General features: G+C 31.5%; 6 protein-coding genes and 1 pseudogene. 1 reads left to right on the forward strand and 6 read right to left on the reverse strand.

Going from position 1 to position 10,821, the window contains the following annotated elements; genetic code table 11:
• Nucleotides 1-433: 433 nt before the first annotated feature.
• Nucleotides 434-2,959, reverse strand: a pseudogene (mprF, locus tag NSR03_RS05755) (bifunctional lysylphosphatidylglycerol flippase/synthetase MprF).
• Between the two features lie 426 nt (nt 2,960-3,385).
• Here mprF and NSR03_RS05760 point away from each other — a divergent pair.
• Nucleotides 3,386-3,913 (forward strand): LOG family protein, encoded by a 528-nt coding sequence (locus NSR03_RS05760; protein WP_251470690.1) that lies wholly within the window; start codon nt 3,386-3,388, stop codon nt 3,911-3,913.
• Nucleotides 3,914-4,174: 261 nt separating this feature from the next.
• On the opposite strand, the gene NSR03_RS05765 is transcribed toward NSR03_RS05760, so the two are convergent.
• The 5 genes from NSR03_RS05765 to NSR03_RS05785 all read right to left on the reverse strand — a co-directional run bounded on the left by NSR03_RS05765 (nt 4,175) and on the right by NSR03_RS05785 (nt 10,706).
• Nucleotides 4,175-5,401 carry an AI-2E family transporter gene (locus NSR03_RS05765; protein ID WP_002507685.1) on the reverse strand — a complete coding sequence of 409 codons (1,227 nt, stop codon included), beginning with the start codon at nt 5,399-5,401 and terminating at the stop codon, nt 4,175-4,177.
• A 339-nt stretch (nt 5,402-5,740) separates the two neighbouring features.
• On the reverse strand, nt 5,741-6,838 hold the full coding sequence (locus NSR03_RS05770) for an acyltransferase family protein (RefSeq protein ID WP_021338801.1): 1,098 nt from the start codon (nt 6,836-6,838) through the stop codon (nt 5,741-5,743).
• Nucleotides 6,839-7,180: 342 nt separating this feature from the next.
• A complete protein-coding gene (gene glcT, locus NSR03_RS05775; protein ID WP_069801474.1) occupies nt 7,181-8,035 on the reverse strand; it encodes a glucose PTS transporter transcription antiterminator GlcT in 855 nt (284 codons plus the stop codon).
• 109 nt (nt 8,036-8,144) lie between these two features.
• Nucleotides 8,145-9,104, reverse strand: coding sequence for an IS30 family transposase (locus NSR03_RS05780; RefSeq protein WP_040762886.1), 960 nt, complete (start codon nt 9,102-9,104; stop codon nt 8,145-8,147).
• A gap of 156 nt (nt 9,105-9,260) precedes the next feature.
• Complete coding sequence (locus NSR03_RS05785) at nt 9,261-10,706, reverse strand: alanine/glycine:cation symporter family protein (RefSeq protein WP_002507688.1); 1,446 nt, start codon at nt 10,704-10,706, stop codon at nt 9,261-9,263.
• Between the last annotated feature and the right edge of the window lie 115 nt (nt 10,707-10,821).

A 10,821-nucleotide genomic window follows, 5' to 3' on the forward strand; every position in this document is an offset into this window, starting at 1 on the left:
TATTTTTAATTTATTTTATATCTTACTACAAATGATGAACTGATTGAATCTATTTTTAATATTAAATAATTATAATGAAATCTTATTTTTAGCGAGCGTTCCACTCTTGTCTAATAGTAATAATACAATTAAATTTTAAAAAGAAATTATGTAGATAAAATGTCATTTTTCATTTGAATAATCTTACTTTCCACCATTGAAAGCGTTTTCTGATGATGATATATTATGATTATACCTTAACAAAGGGGTAACGAGAAATTCATATATAGTTAGAGTCAAATGATATTTAGAACAGTTCTACCAGTTAGTTTATTTAAAGTAGTTAATAACTTCTCCAGATATTAACTATAGAAACCATTAAACACTTTTAAACTCCTTAAAAAAGCAACCAACACATAAAACGTGTGTTGGTTGCTTTTATATTTATTCCTTCTTATTTATGCTTTCTAATTACACGCATCACTTTTAACATACTAAGCCATAATGAATGATGTTTTCTATAAACTAAAAATCTCGGTTCCCAAATAGGATTAAATTTCTCTTTGTATCTTCTGAGACCTTGAAATCTATACAAACCATTAAAATGTTCAAACACTCTACCTGCGATTCTCTCTCCATAAAATGAGAACGGCACTTGCCCTACATTAGATAATGTAGCCATACCCATGTTAAAGTGCTCATAATTATGCGCCTTTGCCCATAACAACATATTCAAATATAAGCCATCCATTAAAGGTAACTTACTATCTGGCTTCCAACGAATTAAATCTACAGAAAGTGTTGCTTTGTAATACGCAGGCATAAAGGTACAAAATGCGATGATAGCTTCATTTTTATCTTTAATGACCGCTATAGGTGCTTGCGATAAATAATGCTCATTAAAGCTACCTACAGAAAAATGCATTTCATTTCTTTCTGCTAGCCAATCGTCACTAATGTTTTTCAACTCTGTAAGTAATTCGGGTGAAAACGATGGTTCTAACACTTCAAAAGTTAGATTAAAATCATCAAACTTATTTAATGTTGCACGTAAGCCACGTTTCTTTTTACCTGATGTAGTAAATGTAGTTAAATCTATAACCGCTTCTTCACCTAACTTGAAAAATTGATTGCCTAAATCATGGTAAAGTGACATATATTTATCACTTACTTGATAAAAAATCACATCGTATCCTAAGTATTGCGCTTCACGGTAAAACGTCTCTAATAATTCATGAAATGATTCTGGATTGCCTACTGGGTCACCTAATACAATATATGCACTGTATTTATAACGATACATAATAAAGGCATCTTCTTTTTCATTGATAAAATAATACTTATCTCCACTGTATATTAAATGGCTTAAATAGTTACCGCCATATTGCGCTATGATTGCTTCGCACATTGCAATATTATTACTTCTATTCTTTACTCTATAACGATACTCAAACCACCAGACGATTACACCCACAATAATAGCAACGAGTAAAATCGTAAACCAGAAATAATACCTTAATATTGAACTATCCATTTCCAAATGATAAATATCTAATGTATAGAATGTACCATCTATAACAATATGATTAGTATACAAAATAAGTGAACCTACAGCGACACTTAACCATAACCTTGTATATCTAAATGGTCTTTTAATTGTATTCGAACGTCTATAAAATACCAATAGTAGGACAAACATAACTGCAAGCCAACTCAGTAGTATAAAAGAAGCATAAGTATAGGCTGTAACAATAAATATTAAACTAATCGAAATCATTGAAAATAAAATAGCACGTTTAGATAGATGATATACACCAATTATATTTAATAATAAAAGTAAACATGCCGATGTATGCACTGATACGATAATGTAATAAATATAATGATTAGGATCATATAAACCATCATATATAATCGTCATGTTATTTAAAAAAGATATTAAGCTTGTATACATCAGTAATACCGCAATTGCAAACGACGGTACTCTTGCAATAATATCTTTTTGATACGATGCTACAAGTGATGTCATATCTTTCACTGGTAACATAAGCTTTGAATCTTCCCAATAGCGTTTTGCAGTACTCTTGAATTCAAATGTAGAAAGAATCAGCGCGATTAACACTGGGAATAAATAATAAGCAAAACGATAGAGTAATAATGCTAAAACAATTTCTTCTTCCGGTACATTTGAGCTTTTCAAACCTAATAAGACGACTAAATCAAATGTTCCAAATCCACCAGGGATAAAACTAATCAAACCTGATAATGACGCAATAATAAAAATACCAATAAATGTCGTAAATGGTATGTGGATGCCTACAATGACTAAAGCCATATATAATACAAATTAAGCTATCATCCATTCAACACCAGAAACAACTGTGCAATAAACACCAAGTAATTTATGTGATTGTTTAACTGGTTTTATATAAGTTATTATAATAAATATTGGTAAAAATAGCGCCACAATATACAATAACCAACGAATCCACGGAAAAGGACTAAATATATGCGTCACGTCAAATACTTGAATCACTACAAGGATAGACAGTAAACTAAGTCCTGTTAACATTGATATTAAAACAATAGAGATTGTATGCACTAACGCCTTTTTATCATCGGTTGCATTCTTGTACAATAAGAAACGTACACTTGCACCAATAAAACCTCCAAATCCTACGACAGCATTAAGTGCATTTACAATATAACCAATACGAATGGTTTTCAATAAAGAGAGTTTCAACTTTAACGTTTTTACTAAGAGGACATCATAAAGTGATAATACAATAATAGATAAACCACCACTTAAGAATAAAGCCACTAACCATACTCTATTAATATCCCCAAATGATTTTACTGTTTCTTTAAGATTAATATGTGAGAGTTCTTTATATAATGTGAAAACAACAAAAATAAATAATGTAACTGCAAATACTATTTTTAATATAGAAAATAATTTAATTCTTAATTCCTTAGACATATTTTCACTTCTCTTTTCAGTGTTTCTATTGTGTCATAAAAAAATATAGCACAACACTAAAATATAATAAATAAATTTTTAATGACATCTATATAACATAGTTGTTAGGTGGCTTTCATTTAAAATCATTTATACGATACACAGTAAAGTCGTTATGAAATGGAGAGCATAAAAAAATGACGAGTTTCAGTATTTGTCGTTTTTGTACGCGCTTTCTGCGGTCACAGACTCGACCCATAGTTTTGTCTAGTGCTTTATTAACTAGTCAGGAGTCGGCACAAATTAAGTTAAATACTATCTAGAAAATAATGATTATAGTATTAAAAAATTTTAATATAAATATAATAATATATGAACAAAAATTTATAAGGAGAATTGACGATGAATATTGTAGTATATTGTGGAGCAAGTTAAGGTAACTTAGAAATTTATAAAGAATCAACTATTAACTTAGGAAAATGGATAGCTAAAAATAATCACACTCTAGTTTATGGTGGTGGAAATGTAGGTCTAATGGGTCTAATGGGTTTATTGGCTGATACAGTACTTCAAAATAATGGAGATGTTATAGGAGTAATTCCAGAATTTCTAATACAAAGAGAACTCTCCCACCAAGGATTAACAGAATTACATATCGTTAATACCATGTCTGAGAGAAAGGCCAAAATGATAAACTTAGGGCACGCTTGTATTGCTTTACCTGGCGGACCTGGCACACTTGAAGAAATTACAGAGGTAGTATCATGGTCTCGTGTTGGACAAAATGACAGTCCCTGTATTTTTTTAAATGTGAATAACTATTATAAGCCGATGGAAGATATGTATGATGATATGGTAAAAAATGGTTTTTTAACTTTAAATGATAGAGAAAAAACGTTATTTAGTGATTCGTTAGAAGTTATAGAAAACTTTATAATTAATTATGAAAAACCATCCATACGTAGCTATAAATAAAAAGCAACCTAATGAGAAAGCACATAGGCCTGACCTCGTATGTAGGCATCGTTTATTAAAAATATTTCATTATTTATAACTATCAAAAGTCACTAGACTAAAATTTGATTTTGTATAAAAAAGGAGCGGTGATAGGAAATCAGATTTTGATTTCCTATCACCGCTCTATAAGACTGACCCGAAAAAGTAATACAAGGACTGAAACAACTTCATTTAGATATCCGATAGCTACTGTGCAATCTAATTGAAGATACGTTAATATTAACGAATTTCTTCTTCTGATGAAGTTTGATACTCACCTGCATCTTGACCATAATATTTATTATATCTACGTTTATACATAGAATATAAGTGTGAAATAAGCACTTTCAAAATAGCGTAAGCTGGTATACCTAAAATAACACCAACTACACCGAGTAAGTTACCCGCACTTAACAAGATGAAAATAATTGTTAGTGGATGTATTTTCAGTGTTTTACCCATTACATTCGGTGAAATAAAGTGCCCTTCAATAAATTGTACAGCCGTCCACACGACAATTAATTTCAATAACATAATTGGCGAAGTAATTAATGCAATGATAATTGCAGGTGAAATAGCAATCGTAGGACCAATATAAGGTACTACACTCGTTACAGCTGCAATAGATGCTAAGATTAAACTATAATCTAATCCGATAATACTATAACCAATAAATAATAGAATACCAATACAGAACGAAACAACAATTTGTCCTTGGATATAAGAACCTACTTGAACACTCATTTTGTCTAATAAATCATGAAAATCTTTTCTGAATTTTGGTGGCATTAATTTTGTAGAAAAATCTTTAAAACGATAACCATCTTTTAACATAAAGAATAATACAAATGGTGTTGTTGCAATTACTACACCAACATTGACTAATGCTTCAGCAAAATTCTTAACTTTAGATCCAAAACCATTAAAATAATCAGAAACCATACTTGGTAATTTTTTGGCTAAAGTATCAAGTTGATCTTGAATCTGCGTATAGAAATTAGATATCACAGAAAATTTAGTAAGACTATCAATAAATTGATTCACTTTATCGACATAGTATGGGAAATTATTACCAAAACTTTTGAATTGAGACCCAATCACTGGGATAAGTAGATTAATTGCCAATGATATTACACCAACGATGAGTAGGAATAAAATGATAACGCCCCAAACTCTTGGAATATTATATCGTTCCATTAAATTAACTACCGGGTTAAATAAATAATAGAGAATAATTGAAACAATGATAGGTGCTGCAAGCGTATTAAATACGATAATAAATGGTTTGAAAATGTAAGAAACTTGATCAAATATAAAAATTGAGAAACCTACTAATATTAAAATCAACAAACCAAAAAGTAAATCTTTACCGCCTAAAAACTTCATGAAGCGGGTTTCTGGAAAACTCAGTTTCAATTTATCTTTTCCACTCTTTTTTTCTTGCTTTATATTTTCTTCATTCGACATATACTCACCATACCTTAATTTGATTCTAAATTATAATTTCACATTAAAATGATACAAAATGTAGTACAAAACTACGAACGTAAAATATGTTAATGTGTTGTCGATTTATTTACTAATATTAATATTAACACATTCGTCATCTTCCAAACATATATTTTACCACATTATATATTGTAAGAATCTTTTCGAGAAATTATACACATAAATAAAAGACAACATTACTTTCATTATTTTTGTACTACTACATCTTTTAATAAAAAAGAACAAACCAAACATGATGATTTGCTTGGTTTGCCTAGACGTTAATAGATTCTATAATAATGCGAAAGCACTAAATTATTAATTTAAAGTAGGTTCATTTTCACGAACTGGTTCTTCGGTAATAACTTTATTTTTATTAGTCTTCTTTTTGGGAATCGGAACGATATAATTGCCATAAGGTAATTTGCCAATTAAGTATACTAATAATACTGATAGTGCAACTGCTGCAATAAAGACGCTCACCAATTTACTTTGTGGTGCTATGTTCTCTACAATTGGTAATCTTTTCACAAACTGTATGGCAACATAATGGACTAAGTAAATCCCCATTGAATAGTTACCAATTACAGTTAACGTATTTAATACAACTTTATTTTTCTTAACATGCTCATACATGTAATTAAGAAAAACGATAAAGAAAGGAATATAAATGATGTTCGAAATTGTGATTGAACTATTGAGATTTTCTAAATCAATACTGATAAGTAAATCTATAAATAATATTGCAATAATTATAGAAAGCAGCGTCTTATACTTAAATATCAATTCTTTTATTTCATTATAATATTTAGCATATACAATACCTAGCATAAAGAATGAAATCCAATTCAAAATAAACAGTTTATCATTAACAAAGCGTTCGACGCCTCCGCCACCCAATGAAATTGGCTGAATGATGATCCAAACAACGTTGACAATGGTCGCTAAAATGAAAACCGATATGATTGGCCAACCTTTTTTAAATTTATGCACAAATGGAAAAAGAAAATAAAATTGAATGACAGTCAAAATAAAGTATAAATGAAAATTAGCTTTACCATAAACGAAATAGTTAATTAACTTACCGTCGTCCTCAAGGTTATGTAAAAAATATTCTCTATATAACAAATAAAAAATCGTCCAAATTATGTAAGGGATAAAGATTTTACTAAATCTAGATTTCATAAAGTAATTTAAACTAAATCCTCTATTAATAACTGATATAGTCAATAAAAAAGCACTAATAACAGCAAATATAGGCGTCCCTAATCTTGCCATTTGATTGATATATCCTAAAGCGTCAGAAGTAAATTCGCCTGTTGAAGCTGAATAACCAATACTATTGACTGTATGAATTGCTACAACTAACATAGCCGCTACTGCTCTTATAATAGGCACTTCATCATAATACTTCACGTAACTGTAGCCCCCTACTCATAATTAACCTGAAGACTAAGTCTATAATGTTCATCATAAGCTGTAAACCTTGTTGCGCTGAAATTTTAAATCTTAATACATTATTATATGTTATTTAATATTGTCTAAACACTCTTTACATTTCAACCTTTTTAAAAAGTAAAATTACTTTTTATCTAAATTATAAATTAAAATAACAAAATTCTTTAATTTAGTTTGTGAGTTTTAAAAATAACACCTAGTCATTTGAAATGACTAGGTGTTATTAGCAGTATTAACTGGGTCATATAATAAGTTTAATACATAAGTTTATATCATTGTTCGATTTCGTAATTAATTAAATTATGTTTGATCTGACGGCTTATCAACCATAAAATGATAAACATGTAATGTTAAATAAATGACCTCTGCCTCATATACAGTAACATTCAGTTCTTGTTGCAACATTTTCATTATTTTCAAGGCGATATTAAAACACAAAGGATACTGCGTTTTTAATAATTCTTCAAACGCACTTGTTTTTTGTAATACTTCTCCTTTATTTAATCTTCTGATTAAAAATTGAATGTGTCTAATAAACCGTTGATATTGAACTGTTTCTTTATCTATTGTATGTTTCAAATCATGCTCTAAAATAAAGATACTTTTATTAATTAATTCATTTATCTTTTCCATCTCACGTATGGACACTGTATCAGTATTAGAAGCAATATGTAATGCGATAAAACCAATCTCATCTTCTGGAAAATTCACTTCTAAAACATGGTTTAATCGTTCAATTACTTTTTCTGCTATTTCATATGCCTCACCATATAATTGCTTTGTTTCCATTACGAATGGATTATTAATTAATTGGTTTTGTTTCATACGCTTATAAGCAAAAATAATGTGATCTGTTAACGATACAACCAATTTTTGATTATCTATTTTCATTACCGAATTGGTAATAATATTTACTGCGTCGATCACGGCTTGTATCAAGTTATCATCAGCTAATTCAACCAATGTTTTATAATGATCTTGTTGTGATTTTTGATCTAATATATATAATTTTTCAATGGATTGGTTTTCATGTAATGTCATTCCAATCTTTTTATTAAAACCAATGCCTTTTGCAATTAATACATATTCTTGCATTTCATTAGTACAAATAATTACATTGTTATTTAAAACCTTTGTAATAAGGTAAGAACTCATGTCACTCATCCTTCTTATTATGTCAATAAGCATTATATAGTGAAAAATAGAAAAATGAAAGTAGTAAAGCGCTTTTCTATTAATTTTATAGTATTATTACCTTCGTTTGTCAAAATAAGCTAGACAGTTTACCTACATCCATGTAACTCATAAATACTTCCAACGGGGTTTGATAATTCAATGACTTTCTGGGGATATGGTTCCTTCTGGTAGAGACGGAGGAAACAAACCGCTGGTCCACCTGATTGAAATCCATCCCCTTAGGCAATCCATCTGTCCGCAATAACCCATTGGAATGTTCATTCAACCCGCGCTGGGAAGGGGTGCCCGGATCAGCGAAATAGATGGAAAGATCATTCTGATTACTGATTGACCGCCAATTCGAGAATTCTTTGCCACAATCGAATGTAATGGATTTGAACAGGTTTCTGGGCACCTGATGACACCATGTGTTGAGCGTGGTTTCGATATCCTTCGCTGTTCTGCCTTCGGGTTTTAGCGTGATGATGGCTTTTGACAGGCGTTCAACCAATGTAATGATGGCACTTTTATGGTGGACACCGACAATCGTGTCGCCTTCAAGATGACCAAATTCTTCGTTGAATGCCGGATAATCCGTCTCTCTTTCAGAAATGTTCCGTTTGAATGTCTGTCTGCCCCGGCGTTCCTTATGACCGTTTGGTTTTCGCTTGCCTTTCATCGGCAGTGTAGAAATATCAAACTGCTGACGTTTGAATAGCCGGTACAGTGTCCGTCCCGAACAATTAATTGGGTGTTCCTCGCGACCAGTAATCACATCGGGGGTCCAGCCCTGAGCGACTTTTTCTTCAACATAGAGATGTTGATCGGCGGGTAGTACAGTCTGTTTTCTACCACAGCGTTTCTTGTTCTGCTTATAGCGCTTGTAATAATCCAGTGCCGTGTGCCCGTCTTTCAGAAAAGTCACCACATTGTGCACTGTTTGACGGGCCCGGCCCATCTGTCTTGAAATCTTTGTGACAGAGCTATTTTGATGGAAATAGGCTTCTATTATTATCAATTCATCCGTGCTAAGATGGGTGTAGGTCATTCGTGATCACTCCTATGATTTCTTTGGTTGGAAATTCATTTTGAGTGTATCACGAGTGGCTTTTCTTATGTGTCTAGCTTAATTTTACAATCGGCGTACATAAAAAACTATGTATTTTCATTTTATAGAAAATACATAGTTACTCACTTTATATCATTATTTCTTTTTCATGCCCCAGCTTTCAATGCCAAATAAATTAATTTCTAATTCTTCTGGTTTAAAGATAGGTTTTTTGCCTGCTTTACGTTGACGTTGGTAATCATTCATAACTGCAAACGCAATATTAGATAATCCTATAATTGCCACTAAGTTGACGATCGCCATTAAGCCCATAAATACATCGGCTGTACCCCAAACGGTTTCCGTTTTAATTACTGCACCCACGAATACAAGTACAACAACTAAACATCTAAAAATAAATAATAATGTTTTGTTTTTTGATAAAAATTCAATATTCGATTGTCCATAGTAATAGTTTCCTACCACAGATGAAAAGGCAAATAATGATATTGCTACTGTTAAGAAAATACCACCAGCACTACCTAAATGTTCATTAAGTGCAGATTGTGTTACTGCAACGCCTTGAGCTGCATTTTCACCAAATTCTAATCCTGTATACAATAAAATCATAATCGCAGTTGCTGTACAAACAAGCATTGTATCAAAGAATACACCTAACGATTGAATTAAACCTTGTTTTACAGGGTGAGGAACGGCTGCTGTTGCGGCAGCATTAGGCGCAGAACCCATACCTGCTTCATTGGAGAACAAACCACGTTTAATACCTTGTAAAATTGCTGCACCAACTGCACCACCAGTCGCCTGTTCAAATCCAAAGGCGCTCGTAACAATCGTAGTAATCATCGGAATAATTTGATCATAATTGATAATCAGAATAACAAATACGAGACCAATATATATGACTGCCATAAATGGTACGATGACTGATGATATTTTAGCAATACTACGGACACCACCAAAAATAATAATACCTGTTAGTACTGCTAAAATAATACCGGTTACAACAGGGCTTATGCTATATTGTGTTTTTAATGATTCAGCGATTGTATTAGATTGCACAGTATTAAACACAAATGCAAATGTCACTGTAATTAATATGGCAAATAAAATACCTAGCCATTTTTGATTTAAACCTTTAGTTATGTAATAAGCTGGTCCCCCACGGAAACCCCCATCTTCATCAGGCACTTTATATACCTGCGCTAAAGTAGCTTCTATAAAAGCACTTGCCGCACCAATCAAAGCGATAACCCACATCCAGAACACAGCGCCTGGTCCACCTAAAACAATTGCAGTAGCCACACCTGCGATATTACCAGTACCCACACGAGATCCCGCGCTTATTGCAAAAGCTTGGAATGGTGAGATACCTTTCTTACCACTATCTAGTGTTTCGGGTTTTTCGCCAATGGCACGAAACATTTCTGGAATCCATCTTAATTGAACAAATTTAGAACTAATAGTAAAGTATAAACCTGCTGTTATTAGTAGCCCAATTAGGTATTGCGACCAGATTAAATCATTCCCGACTTGAACAAAAGTTTTGAACCAATCTGGAATTAAACTATCAAAATTACTCAATTTAATCCCTCTCATCTATATAATTTGAATTTTATAGCAAAATCAAGAGATTTATAGTTATTTCATGTACATATTAATAATCAAAATGCATATGTGCACATGAAAGTGAGCGAAA

This window comes from Staphylococcus sp. FSL W8-1207, assembly GCF_038003745.1.
Classification (GTDB): Bacteria; Bacillota; Bacilli; order Staphylococcales; family Staphylococcaceae; genus Staphylococcus; species Staphylococcus equorum.